Origin of the sequence: Diaphorobacter limosus (assembly GCF_033100095.1) — a bacterium.
GTDB lineage: Bacteria > Pseudomonadota > Gammaproteobacteria > Burkholderiales > Burkholderiaceae_C > Alicycliphilus > Alicycliphilus limosus.
In genome coordinates this window covers 2,865,193-2,881,164 of the sequence record NZ_CP136921.1, presented here as the reverse complement: position 1 = coordinate 2,881,164, position 15,972 = coordinate 2,865,193, and the positions used below count along the sequence as shown (strand labels likewise).

Here is a 15,972-nt window from a genome sequence, read left to right as displayed (position 1 = left end):
TGACAGTTGTTTGCCGCCCTGAATCACCCGCAGGTACCAAGTCTTACAGACCACGGGCGCCGTCCGGGCTAGCCTCGCAGACGTACTTTTGAATTCAAGGAGGACTCCATGCGCAAGCTTCTACTCATCGGCAGCGCCGCCGCCATTTTGCTGACCACCGGCTGTGCCGAGATGAGCGACACCCAGCGCCGCACCGCCATTGGCGCGGGTGCAGGTGCGCTGGGCGGCGCGGCCATAGGCGCCATGACCGGCGGCAAGGCTGGCACGGGCGCGGTGATCGGCGCCGGCGTGGGCGCCCTGGGCACCTACATCTGGTCGCAGCAGATGGAAAAGCAAAAACAGGAGATGCAGGCCGCCACCCAGGGCACGGGGGTGACCGTGTCGCAGACCACGGACAACCAGCTCAAGCTGGACATCCCCAGCGACATCTCGTTCGCCACCGGCCGCGCCGACATCGAGGCCAACTTCCGCCCGGTGCTCGATCGCTTTGCCGAGGGCCTGCGCAACAACCCGAATGCCGAGGTGCGCATCATCGGCCACACCGATTCCACCGGCAGCGACGCCATCAACAACCCGCTGTCGCTGGATCGGGCCGAGAGCACGCGCAACTACCTCACAGCGCGCGGCGTGAGCGGTGCACGCATCCAGGTCGATGGCCGCGGATCGCGCGAACCGATTGCCGGCAATGACACGGCCGCAGGCCGGGCGCGCAACCGCCGGGTAGAGATCTTCATGGGCGAGCGCCAGGGTTGACGCCCCCACGCCACGGGTCATTGCATTAAAAATAATAGCTGTGAGCGCTTGTCACATAAGCGCTAGCAGCATTTTTTATATCAAGACTGCTGTGGTGCCGAACGCAGCAGATTGGCCAGCTCCACAGCCGACTTGACCTGCATCTTGTCGAACACGCGCGCGCGGTGCACCTCCACCGTGCGCACGCTGATGGCCAGCTGGTCGGCAATCAGCTTGTTCGGCAGGCCCTCGACCACCAGGCGCATCACGTCGCGCTCGCGCTCGGTCAGCTCGGCCAGCCTGTCCTGCAGCCGATGGCGCTCGCGGCAGTCCTGCAGGTGCCGGGCCGAGAGTTCCAGCGCCGCCTGCACGCGATCGACGAGCTGGTTGTCCGAGAAGGGCTTTTCACAGAAGTCAAAGGCGCCGCGCTTGACCGTGGCCACGGCGGTGGGCACGTCGGCATGGCCGGTGAGAAAGATCACCGGTATGCCGGCAGTGTCGCCACGCGCGACCATGTTGTCGAACAGCGCCAGCCCGCTCATGCCGGGCATGCGCACGTCCAGCAGCAGGCAGCAGGGCTGGCGCTGCGGCAGGCCGGCGGTGGCGCGCTCGGCGAGCATCAGCTCGAAGGCCTCGGCGCTGGCATAGGCCTCGCTGAGCACGCGGCGCGAACGCAGCAGCCAGGCCAGGGCCTCGCGCACCTCGGCGTCGTCGTCCACGATGTACACGGTGGCATTGGCGGCGGGTTCCATCAGTCTTCCTGAAATACGGGCAGGGTGAAGGTGAATACCGTACCACGCGGCTGGCGCTGGGCATGGCCCAGAAAGCCGCCGTGCTGCTCCACCACCGTGCGGCACAGGGACAGGCCCAGGCCCATGCCCTCGGCACGCGTGGTGTAGAAGGGCGTGAACAGGCGTTCGGCCACGTCCTCGGGGATGCCGCTGCCCATGTCGGCCACGGAGAACTCCAGCCAGCCCCTGGCCGCGTTCGAGGCCGCGCGGCGCACGTGCAAGTCCAGGATGCGCGGGTGGATCTGCGGATCGTCCATGGACTGCATGGCGTTGCGCGCCAGGTTCAGCAGCACCTGCTCGACCATGGTGCGGTCGCACAGCACCGGGGGCAGGCCCGCCTGGATGTCCAGCACCACGCGCACGCCAATCTTGTGCGCCTGCAGCCGGATCAGCGGCAGCACGGCGTCGAACAAGGCCTGTGCGCTGGCCGGCGCGCGTGACTGGTCGCGCCGGCGCACGAAGTCGTGCACGCTCTTGATCACGCGCCCGGCGCGCTCGGCCTGTGCGGCGATGCGCTGCACGCCCACGCGCAGGTCGGCCAGGTCATGCGCCGACGGCGGCTGCGCCGCCTGCGCCGGGCCCAGCAGGTTCAGCGAGCCCGAGGCATAGCTGGCGATGGCCGCCAGGGGTTGGTTCAGCTCGTGGCTCAGCAGCGATGCCATTTCGCCCACGGTGGCCAGGCGCGCCGTGGCCTGCAGGCGCTCCTGCGAGGTGCGCGAAAGTTCCTCGGCGCGGCGCTGATCGGTCACATCCAGGAAGGAGCCCATCCAGCCCGTGTGCAGGCCCTGGGCGTTGATCAGCGGGGCCTCGAAGATCATCACCGTCAGGCGCGTGCCGTCCTTGCGCATGAAGGTCGATTCATAGCCCTCGCGCGGCGGATCGAGCCGCCCGGCCATGCGCACCATCTGGCGCTCGGCATATTCCCGCGCATGCTCGGGCGGCCAGTAGGGCGGCGTGTCCAGGCCCACCAGCTCGGACGTGGAGAAGCCCACCATGGCGCAAAAGGCCGGATTCACATAGGTGATGCGACCATGGATGTCGCGCGCGCGCAGGCCGGTGACCAGGGAGTCCTCCATAGCCTTGCGAAACGCCAGCGCATCGCCCAGATTGCGCTCGGCGCTCAGGCGGCGCCGGTTGTCGCGCACCAGCACCACCAGCACCGACACCAGGGCGATGGACATGGCCGTGACCAGGGCCGTGAGCACGTTGGGAAACACGCTGGGCGCGGCATGCCAGCCATCCATGCGCAGGATCAGCGTATTGCCCGGCAGGTCGAACAACTGCTGCGCCGTGAACATGCGCGTGCCGCGGCGCATGGCGCCCACCAGCGCCAGGCGCGTGCCGTCGGCCTCGGTGAACGACACCTCCTGGGTGCGCTTGAGGCCCGGCGCCACCAGCTCCTGCAGCACGGTGTGCAAGGCGTAGGTGGCAACCAGAAAGCCATGGTTGCGCCCATCGCCCATCAGCGGCAGGCAGACCTCCATCATCTCGGCGCCCACGCCATCGGGCATGGGCTGGAAGTAGCTGGTGGAGTAGGAGGGCCCGGTGATGCGCCGCGCGTTGGCGCAGGCCAGCGCTGTCTCGGAGCGCACGCTGGCGCGCTGGGTCGGGTCGCGCCCCTGGGGACGGTAGGGCGTCTGGGCATGCGCGCGCAGCTGCAGCTGGGTGTCGCGCCACTCTATGCGCACCAGCTCGCGCCGCTGGGTGAGCAGATCGCCGGCACGGCTTTCCCAGATCGCCAGGTCAGGATCACCCGCCTGCAGCGCCTGCAGGTTCTGCAGGTTGTGCGCGAAGGCGTTGCGGATGTCGGCCACGGCGTCCGCGCTGTCGCGCTCGAGCCGGCTTTGCACCTCGCCGGCCTCGTAGCGGCCGGCCAGCCACACCAGCGTGACCAGCATGCTGGCCACCAGCGCCAGCAGCAAGGCCCACAGCGACCAGCGCCGCCACGCGCCCAGCCAGCGGCGCCAGCGCCCTGGCAGCCGCTCCAGCGGCGGCGCGGCTGGCTCGTGTGGCGCTGCGGTCTCAGTCATCACAGCACGCGGTGCTCGAGCGCCGGCAGCTGGCTGCGCAGCTGGCGCAGATGGGCGGCATCGAGCTCACCCAGCACCACCCCCGATCCCTCGGCCTGCCGCGCCAGCACCTGGCCCCAGGGGTCTATGCACATGCTGTGGCCCCAGGTGCGGCGGCCATTCTCGTGCTGACCACCCTGGGCCGGCGCCAGCACATAGGCCAGGTTCTCCACGGCGCGCGCGCGCAGCAGCAACTCCCAGTGCGCGCGGCCGGTGGTGTAGGTGAAGGCGCTGGGCACCAGCAGCAGGTCGGCGCCGGCACGCGCATGTTCGCGGTACAGCTCGGGAAAGCGCAGGTCATAGCAGACGGACAGACCGACATGCCACAGCCTGCCGTCGCGCGCCGGCAGCGCAAAGCGCACGCTGCCCTGGCCGGCCTGGATGGTGCGTGCCTCGTCGAACTGCTCGCGGCCGTTGTCGAAGCGAAACAGGTGGATCTTGTCGTAGCGCGCCACGCATTCGCCCGCCGGCGAGAACGCCAGCGAGCTGTTGTACACGCGCCGCGGATCGTCCCCCGCCAGGGGCAGCGTGCCGCCAACGATCCACAGGCCCAGCTCGCGCGCCGCATCGGCCAGAAAGCGCTGCACCGGCCCATCGCCCAGGCGCTCGCGCAGCGCCAGCTTGTCCTCGTCGCGCCGGCCCATGGCGCAGAAATACTCGGGCAGCACCGCCAGCTCGGCTCCGGCCCGGGCCGCCTGCTGCAGCAGCTGGCGTGCGACCTCCAGATTGGGCTGCAGGGCCACGCCGGAGACCATTTGCAAGGCTGCGACTTTCATGGTTTTGCTCCTGAGATTGCGGGGGCGCCAGGGCCGCCAGCACCGGGCGCCGCCTGGCGCTGCTGGATGCGCTCCACGCGTGGCTCGGCCCAGGTGCCGTCAATGCGAAACTCTTGCGTCGCCGCCTGGATCAGCGGCCCGCGCAAAAACACCTGGGCCAGAAAGCTGCCCAGGCCTATGACCGGGTTGATGGCCGTGGCCACGAGCGAGGCGGTCATGGCATTGATCTCAGGCACCACCACCACATGCAGATCCTGCGTCTCACGCTCGATGTCGGCGCTGCCCTCCATCAGCACCGCGGCATTCACGCCCTTCATCTGCAGATTGTTGGTGGTGGCCACGCCCTGCTCCACATGCAGGTCGCCGCGCACGAAGTCGAAGGCAAAGCCCTCACTGAACACGTCGCGGAAATCCAGCACAAGGCGCCGCGGCAGCGACTGCAGACTGAGCACCCCGAGCAGCTTGGCCAGACCCGGGTCGGCCTTGAGGAACTGGCCCGATTCCACGTCCACATGCATCTGCCCGGTCATGCTGCGGTAGTCCGGCGACAGCGGCGAGCCCTGCCAGCCCACCTGGCCGGCGATACGCCCCTTGCCGCGGCGCAGCACGCCGTCCATGCCAAAGCGCGCCAGCAGCGCGCCCGAGTCGCGTATGTCCAGCGCAAAGTCCATGCTGGTGCGCCGCTGCGCCGCTGCGCCCTTGCCGCCGACCAGGGCCCAGCTGCCGCTGGAGGCGAACACCGCCTCGGGCGCCGCCAGGTTGAACTTGCCCAGGCGCCATTCACGCTGACCGTCCTGCGTGGCGCGGTTGCGCGCCTCTATCTCCAGGCGGCCCAGGCGCCGGCCGCGCAGCTCGAAGTCCTGCACCACGATGTCCAGCGCCGGCAGCCTGGCCGGCTGCTGCGCATCCAGCAGCGCATCCACCTGCGGCTCGTCCGACTGGGGCAGGGCCAGGCGCGACAGGCGCGCATACAGCCCCTCCTGCTGGGCCGCGCCGTCCGCCTGGCGGTACTCCACATAGCCGTCGAGTTCACGCGCGCTGACGTTGGCGCGCCAGTCGGCGCCGACGCGGGAGACGCCGGCCACCACATCGTGCAGGCTGCGCCCCTGCAGGGCAAGCGTACCCACGCGCAGCGCCACCCGGTCGGGCAGGTACCCCTGGGCCTGGGCCACCGGTCCGCCTGCGCCCGGCCCCTCCTGGTGCTGATCGAGCAGCGCGTCCCAGGCATCGACATCGAGCATGTCCAGCCGGGCATTGGCAGCCACGCCTTGCTGCGGCAGCGCCATGGCCTGGCCCGCCGGCAGGCCGACAGTCACCGCGCCGCGCAGCACGCGGGCCTGCTCGCCCTCGAGCGCGCGCAGGTAGTCCAGGCGCAGCACATCGCCCAGAGCGAGCGTCAGCTGATCCTGCAGCGGCGCGCTGTCGGTGGCCATCGCCTCGGGCGTGAGCTGGTTGTCAAAGCGCACGGCCAGCGGCGTGGCCGCGGCCTTGCCCAGCGGCGCCGGGGCGTCCAGGGCTATGCCCACCAGGTCACTGGTGACCTGGATCTCGGCCACGCCGCGGCGCACGCCCAGGCTCAAGGCATAGGCGCTGGCACCGCTGGCGTGCCGCGCCAGTCGCGCCAGCAGGCCCAGTTGGGGCGTCTCGCGCAGGCCCTCGGCCGTGGCCGTGCCGCGGGCACGCACGCGCACCGGTGATTCGCGCGCGCCGGCCGCGGGCGGCGCCACCATGCCGCCCTCCAGTCGCAGCTCGCCGCCCAGGGCCCGGCCCTGCACGCCGACCAGGCTGAAGCCGGTGTCGCTGAACTGCACCACGCCGCGCGCGCCGCTCACCGTCGGCGCCTCGGGCACAAAGCGCACATCGTTGTCGGCCAGGGTGACGCTGCCGCGCACCTGGGACTGGGCCATCTTCGCCAGCGGCAGCTTCAGGGCGAGCTGCAGATCGGCCGCGCCACTGGCCGTGGCGCGATCGAGCGCGCCATGGGTGAGCTGCGCAATCTGCGAGCCGCTCACCAGCGTCAGCATGTCCTGCAGCGGGCCGCGCACCTGGCCATCGACCTCGACCACGCTGTGCTCCAGATCGGCGATCTTTGCCCCGACCTTCTGCACGCGCAGCGCCCGCTGGCCGGCAAAACCGCCCGTGGCATTGCGCACCAGCATGCTGGCGCGGTCAAACACCAGCTCGCCGGCCAGGTTGGTCAGCACCGGCCAGGGCCGGTCGCCGGGCGCCAGCAGGCTGGGCGGCACGTAGGCGTAGGTCACATCCGTGACGCGCGCGGCGATGTGAAATTCGCCCAGGCGCGGCGCATGGCCATAGGGAAAGTCGTGCAGATCGCCCTTGACGCGGAACTGCACCTCGGGGGCACTGCCCGTCTGGATGGCGTCGCGCACGTAGTGGCGCGTCTCGGCCGGGATGACCAGCGGCAGGTAGCGGTGCACGCGCGTGCCGTCGGCGCGCGACAGGTGGCCCGAGAGCTCCAGCACGCCCGGAAAGCGCGAGCGTGCCGGTGATGTGGCGGCGTCCGCCGTGCGCCAGGCCAGGCGCGCCTCGCCCTGGGCGTCGGCATTGGCAAAGCGCAGGTCGTTGGTCTGCACCGCGATGCGCTGCCCCTCGACCTGCCAGCGCAGCGTGGCCGACAGCTGCTGCACGGGCAGCACCGGGTCTTCGAACACACCGGGCAGCAGCAGCCGTCCGTCTGCCATGGCCAGCTCCGCGCGTCCGCCCTGCTGCGTCAGATCCAGCTCTACATCGGCGCCAGTCAGGCCGACGACCGCGGGATTCCTGGCCTGGGCGGCAATGGCCAGGCCGCTCACCTTGGCGCGCAGCTGGTATTGCCGGGGCTGCGCCAGCGGCCCATGCCAGCCGGCCTGCAGCTGCTGCACCAGACCCTGGGGTGCATAGGTCTGCAGGGCGTCACGCACGGCGGCATCCAGCGGCAGACGGCTGGCAATCTGCGCCAGGGCGGCCAGATCGAGGCGATCGGCCTGCAGCTCGCCCTGCTCACGCCCCGCACGGTCGGCCCCGGTATGGCGCAGGAACAGCTTGCCGCCAGGCCAGGCGAGGCCATCGTCGGCCTGGAATTGCAGGTTGTCGCTACTGAGCTCGAAGCCCCCCTCCAGCCAACGCCCGCCCAGGCGCCCCGTGACCGTGCGCAGCACCAGCGGGCGCAGATCCTGGCCCAGCGTGGCGTTCACCTCGCCGAGCGCCATGTCCACCGTGGCCCCGGCCAGCTGACCACGCTGCCAGTCCAGCCAGGCACGCAACGCGCCATGACCCTGGGCCACCTCCAGCGCGCCCAGATCGGCATACTGGTTCAGGCGCGAGACATCCACGCGCGCAAAGTCGGCGTAAAGCTGGCCGCTCCAGCGCCGCCAGTTGCCACCATGGGTGGTCAGCAGCGGCTGGCGAAACCGTCCGCGCAGCGAAAAGCGCTCCCCCCAGCCCGGCGGCGGCGTGGCATCCAGGCGCATGGCATGGTGCCAGCCGCCATTGCGCAGCACCAGATCCACCTGGGTCAGCGCCAGCGGCTCGGCCCCGGTTTGTTCATCACTCCAGCGCAGCGTGCCGCCCCGGATGGCGACCTCGGGCTGGTCAAACAGCCAATCGGCGGCGCCGCTGTCGCCCTGCTCATCGCGCTGCAGAGCCAGTCCGGCAACGGTGATGCGGCCATCGGCCATGCGGCGCACGTCCAGCGCCGGGCCTTCGATATAGATCTGCTCGAAGCCCAGGCGCAGCAGCGAGCGCGGCGACAGCGCCAGCACCACGCGCGGCAGCTGCAGGGCATCGCGCCCCTGCGCGTCCAGCAGGGTCACGCCGGCCAACTCCACGGTGGGGATCAGCCCCTCGCTGCGCGCCGAGATCGCGGCAATGCGCACGGGAATCCCCAGGGCGCGCCCGGCTTGTGCCTCCAGCAGGGGGCGGTAGTCGCCGATACGCGGCACAATCCAGCCATGCAGCCCCCCCCAGGCCGCCGCCAGCAACAGCCACAGGGCCAGCAACAGCCCCAGCCCCCACCGCGCACAGCCCGCCACCAATCTGAGCAGGCGGGAAGGATGGGACGATGGCTCTGTCATGACGGCTGAAAACGGTGGCAGGAATTATGACCCGCCCACCCCCTGAGGGTTCAGCAGCCGACCCGCCTTTGCCATGCAGATGCCTTCGACCGACACCGCAGCCTCCAGCGAGCCGCTCTCGCACCATTCACGCTTTCAGCAGCGCCTGCAGCGCCGTTACGGCGCCGAGCTGACCTTGCTGGCGCCGGGCCGGCCCGACCATGCCAGGATGAACCAGGCCTGCGATGCCCTGCTGGCGCGCGGTCATGACCTGGGCGCGGCGCTGCGCATATTGCGCCAGTTGGTCATGCACCGGCTCATCACGCTGGACTGCGACCAGGGTGCACCACTGGCCGACATCACCGGCACCGTGACCGTGCTGGCCGAACTGGCGCTCGATCGCGCCTGCCGCGCCGCGCGTGCCGAGCTGGACGCGCGCCACGGCGTGCCGCTGGGCCCCCAGGGCCAGCCGGTGCAGCTGTGGGTGATTGGCATGGGCAAGCTGGGCGCGCGCGAGCTCAACGTATCCAGCGACATCGACCTGATCTACGTCTACGAGCAGGACGGCGACACCGCCGGCCTGCCCGATGGGCGCGGCCGGATCTCCAACCACGAATATTTTGCGCGCGCGGTGAAGGCCATCTACGCCCTGGTGGGCGACACCACCGAGCATGGCTTCGTGTTCCGCGTGGATCTGGCACTGCGCCCGCATGGCAATTCGGGGCCGGCGGCCCTGTCGTTATCGGCGCTGGAGGACTACCTGCAGGTGCACGGCCGCGAGTGGGAGCGCTTTGCCTGGCTCAAGAGCCGCATCGTCGCGCCGCTGGACTGCATTGCCAGCCCGCAGGTGCAGGCGCTGCGCGCGGTGGTGCTGCCCTTTGTGTTTCGCCGCTACTTGGACTACAACGTCTTCGACGCGCTGCGCGCGCTGCACCACCAGATCCGCAACCACGCGGTGCAACGCAGCGCCGGCCGGCCCGAGCGCGCCAACGACGTCAAGCTCTCGCGCGGCGGCATCCGCGAGATCGAATTCACCGTGCAACTGTTGCAGGTGGTGCGCGGCGGCCAGTTTCCCGAGTTGCGCCGCCGGCCCACGCTGGAGGCGCTTGAACGCCTGGCGCGAGCCGGCCTGATGCCCGAACCGACGGCCCGGCAGCTGGCCGAGGCCTATGTCTTTCTGCGCCGCGTGGAGCACCGCATCCAGTACCTGGACGACCAGCAGACCCATGTGCTGCCCACGCGCGATGAAGACCTGGCCTGGATCGGCCGCACCATGGGCCTGGGTTGTTGCGATTTTCTGCGCGAACTGGACACCCACCGCGAGCTCGTGGCGCAGGAATTCGACACCCTGCTCGGCGGCGGCGAGCACAAGCGCTGCGCCAATGGTGCCTGCAACAAGGCGCAAGCGCAGGCGCAGGCCCATGCCGCGCCGGCACCCGACCTGGAAGCCCTGCTGGAGCAACTGCCGCCCGCCCTGAGCGCGCGCGTGGCCGAATGGCGCAACCACCAGCGCGTGCAGGGCCTGCGCGACGAGGCGCGCGCGCGCCTGTTTCGCATCGTGCAGCGCACCGCACGCTGGCTGGCCGACGGGCGCGCCAGCGAAGACGCCGCCGTGCGCCTGGTGGGCTGGCTGGAACCCCTGCTGCGCCGTGAGAGCTACCTGGCCATGCTGCTGGAGCGCCCCCTGGTGCACGAGCGCCTGCTGCAGCTGCTGGGCGCGGCCAAATGGCCGGCGCGCTACATGCTGCAGCACCCGGGCGTGATCGACGAGCTGGCCAGCGAGGCCATGCTGGCCGAGCGCTTCGACGCCGCCGACTTCGAGCATGAGCTGGCCCTGCGCCTGCAGGCCCTGCGATCGACCGGCGAGGACGACGACGAAAACCTGCTCAACCTGCTGCGCCGCGCCCACCATGCCGAGGTGTTTCGCACCCTGGCGCGCGACGTGGACGGGCGCCTCACCGTGGAGCAGGTGGCCGACGACCTGTCGCTGCTGGCCGACAGCGTGCTGCGCGTCACCGCCCAGTGGTGCTGGAGCCGGCTGAAGAACCGCCACCGCGAGGCGCCGCAGTTCGCCGTGCTGGGCTACGGCAAGCTCGGCGGCAAGGAACTGGGCTATGGCAGTGACCTGGACATCGTCTTCGTCTTCGACGACGAGGATGAGCGCGCCCCCGAGGTCTACGCAGCCTTCGTGCGCAAGCTCATCAACTGGCTCTCGGCCAAGACCGGCGAGGGCGACCTGTTCGAGATCGACACCGCCCTGCGCCCCAACGGCAACTCGGGCCTGCTGGTGACCAGCTTCCAGGCCTATGCCGACTACCAGCAGCAGCGCGGCAGCAACACCGCCTGGACCTGGGAGCACCAGGCCATGACGCGCGCACGCTTCGTGCTCGGCAGCGAAGACCTGCGCGCACGCTTTGATGCCGTGCGCGAGGCCGTCATCAGCGCGCCACGCGACAACGCTGCCCTGTCCGGCGAGATCACCGCCATGCGCCAGCGCATGCGCGCGGCCAACCCGGTGCCCGCCGGTCAGTTCGAGGTCAAGCACAGCCCAGGCGGCATGCTGGACGTGGAATTTGCCGTGCAATTCCTGGTGCTGGCGCACAGCGGCGCCCACCCCGAACTGCTGGAGAACAAGGGCAACATCGCCCTGCTGGCGCGCGCCGAAGACGCCGGCCTGCTGCCCGCCGGCGTGGGCCGCGCGGCGGCAGACGCCTACCGCACGCTGCGCCAGGAGCAGCACCGCGCGCGCCTGAACGAAGAACCCACGCGCGTACCCGACAGCGAGCTGGCCGCCGAGCAAGGCGCCGTGCTGGCCCTGTGGCACGCCGTGTTTGGCTGAAGACATCACCCTCCTTCCATGAAACATTCCCTCCTGATCGCCCTGGCCGGGCTCGGCCTGCTGGCCGCCGCCAGCCCCTTGCCCACCGCTGCTGCCGCCGCCACCACCACGGCCAGCGCCCCGCGCCCGGCCCTCACCGTCAGCACCACCCAGCCAAGGCGCGAGTCGCTGGCGCGGCGCCTGCCGGCCAATGGCAGCGTGGCCGCCTGGCAGGAGGCCAGCATAGGCAGCGAAAGCAGCGGCCTGCGCCTGGCCGAGGTGCTCGTGAACGTGGGCGAACAGGTGCGCGCCGGCCAGCTGCTGGCGCGCTTTGCCGACGACAGCGTGCGCGCCGACCTGGCCCAGGCCCGGGCCGCCCTGCAGGAGGCCCGCGCCGCCCTGGCCCAGGCCCAGGCCAACGCCGAGCGCGCCCGCGCGCTGAGCGCCACCGGCGCCATGAGCCAGCAGGAGATCCTGCAGTACACCACCGCCGCCCAGACCGCCCAGGCGCGCGTGGCGGCCAGCCAGGCGCAACTGGAGGCGCAGCAGCTGCGCCTGAAGCACACGCGCGTGCTGGCGCCCGATGCCGGGGTGATCTCCGCGCGCCTGGCCACCGTGGGCGCGGTGGCGGGCCCGGGCACGGAGCTGTTTCGCATGCTGCGCCGCGGCCGCCTGGAGTGGCGCGCCGAGGTCGGCTCCAGCGACCTGCCGCTGCTGCGCGCCGGCGGCCGGGCCATGGTCACGGCCGCCAGTGGCGCCCAGGTCGAGGGCCGGGTGCGCGTGCTCGCTCCCACGGTGGATGCTGCCACGCGCAACGCGCTGGTGTATGTGGATCTGCCCGAGCACCCCGATATCCGCGCCGGCATGTTCGCGCGCGGAGAGTTCGTTCTGGGCCAGCACGAAGCCCTGACCGTGCCGCTGGCCGCGGTGGTGGTGCGCGACGGCTTCAGCCAGGTATTCGAGGTGGGAGCCGACGGCCGCGTGCTGATGCGCCGCGTGCAGACCGGCCAGCGCAACGCCGACCGCGTGGAGATCACCACCGGCCTGACGCCCGAGGCGCGCGTCGTGCAGCAGGGCGGCGCCTTTCTGAATGATGGCGACCTGGTGCGCGTGGCCCCCAGCGATTCAGCACAAAAACAGCTTGCAGCGCCCGTCAAATAAGCGCAAATAGCTATTAAATAAGAAGTAATCATGAATCTGTCGGCCTGGTCAATCAGGAACCCCATACCGGCGGCCATGCTGTTCGTGCTGCTCACGCTGGCCGGGCTGCTGTCGTTCTCCGCCATGAAGGTGCAGAACTTTCCCGACATGGACCTGCCCGTGGTCATGGTCACGGCGGCGTTGCCGGGCGCGGCGCCGGGGCAGCTTGAATCGGACGTGGCGCGCAAGATCGAGAACGCCATCGCCACCACGCAGCGGCTCAAGCACATCACCACCACGCTGGTCGATGGCACGGCCACCATCGCCGCCGAGTACCAGCTGGAAAAACCCGTGCAGGAGGCCGTGGACGATGTGCGCTCGGCCGTCTCGCGCGTGCGCGCCGACCTGCCGGCGGATCTGCGCGACCCCATAGTCACCAAGCTGGAGCTGTCCTCCCAGCCCATCCTGGCCTTCGCCATTGCCTCGAACAAGCTGGACGACCAGGAGCTGTCCTGGTTCGTCGATGACCAGCTCACGCGCCGCCTGCTGGCCGTGCCGGGCGTGGGCGCCGTGAGCCGCGTGGGCGGCGTGACGCGCGAGGTGCGCGTGGCGCTCGATCCACTCAAGCTGCAGGCCATAGGGGTGACGGCGGCCGAGGTCTCGCACCAGCTGCGTCAGGTACAGCTGGAGAGCGCCGGCGGGCGCGCCGACTTAGGCGGCGCCGAACAGCCGCTGCGCACCCTGGCCACGGTGCAAACGGCCGAGCAGATCGCGGCGCTGCAGATCCCGCTTTCGGGCGGGCGCCATACGCGCCTGGACCAGCTGGCCGAGGTCAGCGACACCTGGGCCGAGCCGCGCACGGCCGCGCTGCTGGGCGAACGGCCGGTGATCGGCTTCGAGGTCTCGCGCAGTCGCGGCGCCAGCGAGATTGAGGTGGGCGCGGGCGTGCAGCAGGCGCTCGATGCCCTGCGCGCCGAGCACCCGCATCTGACGCTCAAGCGCACCGTGGACTTTGTCGAGATCGCGCAGGACGAGTACGACAGCTCCATGCACCTGCTGTACGAGGGCGCCATCCTCGCCGTGGTGGTGGTCTGGCTGTTTTTGCGCAACTGGCGGGCCACCATAGTCTCGGCCGTGGCCCTGCCGTTGTCGGTGATACCGGCCTTCATCGGCATGCATCTGCTGGGTTTTTCCATCAACGTCATCACCCTGCTGGCGCTGTCGCTGGTGGTCGGCATCCTGGTGGACGACGCCATCGTCGAGGTGGAAAACATCGTGCGCCACCTGCGCATGGGCAAGACGCCCTACCAGGCGGCCATGGAGGCGGCCGACGAGATCGGCCTGGCCGTCATCGCCACCACCTTCACGCTGATCGCCGTGTTCCTGCCCACGGCCTTCATGAGCGGCATTGCCGGGCGCTTCTTCAAACAGTTCGGCTGGACGTCGGCGCTGGCGGTGTTCGCCTCTCTGGTGGTGGCGCGGTTGCTCACGCCCATGATGTCGGCCTACCTGCTCAAGCCCCTGGTGGCGTCCGAACACGAGCCGCGCTGGCTGGCCGCCTACATGCGTGCCAGCCACTGGTGCCTGCGCCATCGCTGGCTGACCCTGATCGGCGCAGCCCTGTTCTTCGCCGGCTCGCTGGCGCTGATCCCGCTGCTGCCCTCAGGCTTCATACCGGCCGACGACAACGCCCAGACCCAGGTGATGCTGGAGCTGCCCCCCGGAGCCAAGCTGCAGGAGACCCAGGCCCTGGCCCTGCGCGCCGGGGCCCTGGCCATGGGCGTGGGCGATGTGCGCAGCATCTACACCACCATAGGCGGCGGCTCGGCCGGCACCGACCCATTTGCCGGCGCCGGCACGGGCGACCCGCGCAAGGCCACACTCACCCTGCAACTGGCACCACGCCAGGAGCGCCCGCGCAAGCAGGTCATAGAGCAACGCCTGCGCCAGGCCATGGCCGAGCTGCCCGGCGCGCGCGTCAAGGTGGGCCTGGGCGGCTCCAACGACAAATACATCCTGGCCCTGGCCAGCGAAGACCCGCAGGCCCTGGCCGAGGCGGCGCGCGCCGTGGAGCGTGACATCCGCACCATAGGCGGCATCGGCGGCGTCAGCAGCACGGCCAGCCTGGTGCGGCCCGAGATCGCGGTGCGGCCCGACTTTGCGCGCGCCGCCGACCTGGGCGTGACCTCGCAAGCCATCGCCGAGACCCTGCGCGTGGCCACCGTGGGCGACTACGAGCAGTTTCTGCCCAAGCTGAATCTGGCGCAGCGCCAGGTGCCCATCGTCGTACGTCTCGATGACGCGGCGCGCCAGGATCTGTCGGTGCTCGAGCGCCTGGCCGTGCCGGGCAACCGCGGCCCGGTGCGCCTGGGCGAGGTGGCCAGCCTGACGCTGGCCGGCGGCCCGGCGGTGATCAACCGCTACGACCGCTCGCGCAACGTGAACTTCGAGATCGAGCTGGGCAGCCGTGGCCTGGGTGAGGTGACCGAAGCCGTGCGCCAGCTGCCCGCCGTGCAGGGCCTGCCGGCCAGCGTGCGCCTGATCGACGTGGGCGACGCGGAGATGATGGGCGAGCTGTTCGCCAGCTTTGGCCTGGCCATGCTCACCGGCGTGGTCTGCATCTACATCGTGCTGGTGCTGCTGTTCAAGGACTTCCTGCAGCCCGTGACCATCCTCGCGGCCCTGCCACTGTCGCTGGGCGGGGCCTTCGTGGCGCTGCTCGTCGCCGGCCAGAGCTTTTCCATGCCGTCCCTCATCGGGCTCATCATGCTGATGGGCATCGCCACCAAGAACTCCATCCTGCTGGTGGAATACGCCATCGTCGCGCGCCGCGCCGGCATGGAGCGGCTGCATGCGCTGCTGGACGCCTGCCACAAGCGCGCCCGTCCCATCATCATGACCACGCTGGCCATGGGCGCGGGCATGATGCCCATCGCGCTGTCCCTGGGCGGGGCGGACATGAGCTTTCGCTCGCCCATGGCCGTGGCCGTGATCGGCGGGCTCATCACCTCCACCGTGCTGAGCCTGCTGGTCGTGCCCGCGGTCTTCACCTACGTCGATGATTTCGAGCAATGGCTGCGCCGGCACTGGCCACATCGGGAGGCGCGCATGGCACCAAACGGCAACAAGGTGCAACCGCCATCGCTGCCTTGACGCTGCCCAAGGGGCTGCGCCGAAGCGCATGCCTCATTCACACAGCGGCGCACATGCTGCCACGGAGCATGGCGCAGGTCTCTGGAACCCTGGCCCACGCCATTGCACAAGACACAGACAGTAACACCACCGGCGTGCAGTTCTGCGAGAACTCCGCACGCGGCGCAGCGTTTCGGCGGCACCACAGTTTTAAATTTTTTGTTAAAAAGACTGGAACTTTCGGCCTTTGCCCTCACTCTCACTGGCACAGGTGGTTGACAGGCCCATCGATCATTGAATCTTTTTTACTGTTGCGAAGCCTTCCAGGCCGTGCCTGGATGCAATCCTGGGGCGCTTCTCCTCCCTCCCTCTCTTCATTCGTTTCGGGGCGCTTCGCAACAATTTTTTTGCAGCAAAAAGCGCGCACTTCCTCTTCGGAAGGCGCGCTTTTTTCTTGGGGTC

The 15,972-nt window shown here is 69.9% G+C and carries 8 protein-coding genes; 4 read left to right on the top strand and 4 right to left on the bottom strand.

What is annotated here, in order from left to right:
* The first annotated feature begins 108 nt into the window (after nucleotides 1-108).
* Nucleotides 109-753 carry a YiaD family glycine zipper/OmpA-like lipoprotein gene (locus tag P4826_RS13850; protein WP_317700968.1) on the top strand — a complete coding sequence of 215 codons (645 nt, stop codon included), beginning with the start codon at nucleotides 109-111 and terminating at the stop codon, nucleotides 751-753.
* Between the two features lie 80 nt (nucleotides 754-833).
* Here P4826_RS13850 and P4826_RS13845 read toward each other — a convergent pair whose 3' ends face one another.
* The 4 genes from P4826_RS13845 to P4826_RS13830 are packed head-to-tail and all read right to left on the bottom strand — an operon-like array spanning nucleotide 834 to nucleotide 8,441.
* The gene (locus P4826_RS13845) at nucleotides 834-1,484 is read right to left on the bottom strand and encodes a response regulator transcription factor (protein WP_317700967.1); all 651 of its coding nucleotides are present in this window, start codon (nucleotides 1,482-1,484) and stop codon (nucleotides 834-836) included.
* The gene (locus P4826_RS13840) at nucleotides 1,484-3,553 is read right to left on the bottom strand and encodes a two-component system sensor histidine kinase NtrB (protein ID WP_317700966.1); all 2,070 of its coding nucleotides are present in this window, start codon (nucleotides 3,551-3,553) and stop codon (nucleotides 1,484-1,486) included. The genes P4826_RS13845 and P4826_RS13840 overlap by 1 nt, the downstream gene beginning before the upstream one ends.
* Nucleotides 3,553-4,368: a carbon-nitrogen hydrolase family protein gene (locus P4826_RS13835; RefSeq protein ID WP_317700965.1), complete on the bottom strand. Its 816-nt coding sequence runs from the start codon at nucleotides 4,366-4,368 to the stop codon at nucleotides 3,553-3,555. Before P4826_RS13835 ends, P4826_RS13840 begins: the two co-directional genes overlap by 1 nt.
* Complete coding sequence (locus tag P4826_RS13830; RefSeq protein WP_317700964.1) at nucleotides 4,365-8,441, bottom strand: YhdP family protein; 4,077 nt, start codon at nucleotides 8,439-8,441, stop codon at nucleotides 4,365-4,367. The genes P4826_RS13835 and P4826_RS13830 overlap by 4 nt, the downstream gene beginning before the upstream one ends.
* Nucleotides 8,442-8,514: 73 nt before the next feature.
* Here P4826_RS13830 and glnE point away from each other — a divergent pair, with 73 nt between their 5' ends.
* The 3 genes from glnE to P4826_RS13815 are packed head-to-tail and all read left to right on the top strand — an operon-like array spanning nucleotide 8,515 to nucleotide 15,531.
* Complete coding sequence (gene glnE, locus P4826_RS13825) at nucleotides 8,515-11,259, top strand: bifunctional [glutamate--ammonia ligase]-adenylyl-L-tyrosine phosphorylase/[glutamate--ammonia-ligase] adenylyltransferase (protein ID WP_317700963.1); 2,745 nt, start codon at nucleotides 8,515-8,517, stop codon at nucleotides 11,257-11,259.
* A gap of 18 nt (nucleotides 11,260-11,277) precedes the next feature.
* Nucleotides 11,278-12,399: an efflux RND transporter periplasmic adaptor subunit gene (locus tag P4826_RS13820; RefSeq protein WP_317700962.1), complete on the top strand. Its 1,122-nt coding sequence runs from the start codon at nucleotides 11,278-11,280 to the stop codon at nucleotides 12,397-12,399.
* A gap of 30 nt (nucleotides 12,400-12,429) precedes the next feature.
* Complete coding sequence (locus P4826_RS13815; protein WP_317700961.1) at nucleotides 12,430-15,531, top strand: efflux RND transporter permease subunit; 3,102 nt, start codon at nucleotides 12,430-12,432, stop codon at nucleotides 15,529-15,531.
* The last annotated feature ends 441 nt before the right edge of the window (nucleotides 15,532-15,972 follow it).